Source organism: Mesorhizobium sp. M1A.F.Ca.IN.020.06.1.1, from assembly GCF_004023265.1.
In the GTDB taxonomy this organism is placed as follows: Bacteria; Pseudomonadota; Alphaproteobacteria; order Rhizobiales; family Rhizobiaceae; genus Mesorhizobium.
The window spans coordinates 1-1,230 of sequence record NZ_RZSR01001321.1 but is presented as its reverse complement, the minus strand read 5'-3'; the positions used below and the strand labels follow the sequence as shown (position 1 = coordinate 1,230).

Genomic DNA, 1,230 nt, shown 5'->3' with positions numbered 1-1,230 from the left:
GCGCCTTCGCTAGCCAGCCGGCTCCGGGGCTCATCCGCCTCGATCGCGATTTCGCAAGTGGTGAGGATAGCGAAGCCGCCGTCTATGCATTTCGCATCCTGCTCGCCACGGTCGGCGGCGTCACGTTCCTTGTTGACGAGGCGCGTTGCCGGGCGCTGTTCGAGCATCTGCGGTCGGGGACGCTTTGCGCCACATTGTCGCGGACGGTGGTCGACGCGCGCCGCACCGGCATTTTCCTCCACCGCGAGGCCCGCAATCTGCCCGCGGTTCCGGCTGCTGAGCAGGCCCTATGGGACGGTCGGCGGAGGATCACATTGAGCGACAGGCCGAGCGGGTTGGTGATCGCGCCAGCAGGTCCCGGCGCCGCCAAGCGATTTACCCCGGAAGGCGACGTTCCGGCGAGCTTGCTGCGCAAGGCGCTGGCCGCCGAGCCCGCGCTGTGGCGCGGCGGCGAACGCCTTGATTTGGCTGGCGGTGATGCCGCGCCGGCGGCGACGGCGATGGTTCCTGCGGTGTCGCCCTTCACCCGCTTCCTGCCGTCCTTCGATCTCCGGCCCGCTGCCGCCGTCGCCGCGCTGATCGGCGCGCCACCGCTGCCGCCCTCGCCTTTTCGCGGCCATGATCCCGGCGGAGCATGGGCGAAAGCTTAACCGAGGCATGCTGTTCTGCTTGGCAAGGGGAGACGCTCTCCCTATGTTAGGCCCAAGCCTCCAATCACCATCGTGGGTCCGCGCGCGGACGCCAACAGGACAATAGATGAATCCGAATTATCGCAACCTCGCGCTCTGGGCGATCATAGCGGTCCTGCTCATCGCCTTGTTCAATCTTTTCCAGACGCCGCAGACGCGCGGCGCTTCGAGCGAGATTGCCTATTCGCAGTTCCTGCAGGATGTCTCTTCCGGCCGGGTCAAGAGCGTGACGATCGCCGGCGCCCGTATCTCGGGCAACTACACGGACAACGCCAACGGCTTCCAGACCTATTCGCCGGGCGATCCGTCGCTGGTCTCCAGGCTGCAGGACAAGAACGTCACCATCAACGCGCGGCCTGAAAGCGACGGTTCGAACTCGCTGTTCGGCTATCTGATCTCGTGGCTGCCGATGATCCTGATCCTCGGCGTGTGGATATTCTTCATGCGCCAGATGCAGTCCGGCTCCGGCCGCGCCATGGGCTTCGGCAAGTCGAAGGCGAAGTTGCTCACCGAGGCGCATGGCCGCGTCACCTTCCAGGAC

The 1,230-nt window shown here is 65.8% G+C and carries 1 protein-coding gene and 1 pseudogene; both read left to right on the top strand.

Annotation, left to right across the window (positions count from 1 at the left end; genetic code table 11):
* Positions 1-650, top strand: a pseudogene (locus EOA60_RS37955) (tRNA(Ile)-lysidine synthetase); the annotation flags it as partial.
* 106 nt (positions 651-756) lie between these two features.
* Positions 757-1,230: ATP-dependent metallopeptidase FtsH/Yme1/Tma family protein (locus EOA60_RS33650; RefSeq protein WP_206628379.1), on the top strand; the 474-nt coding region annotated here is incomplete at its 3' end.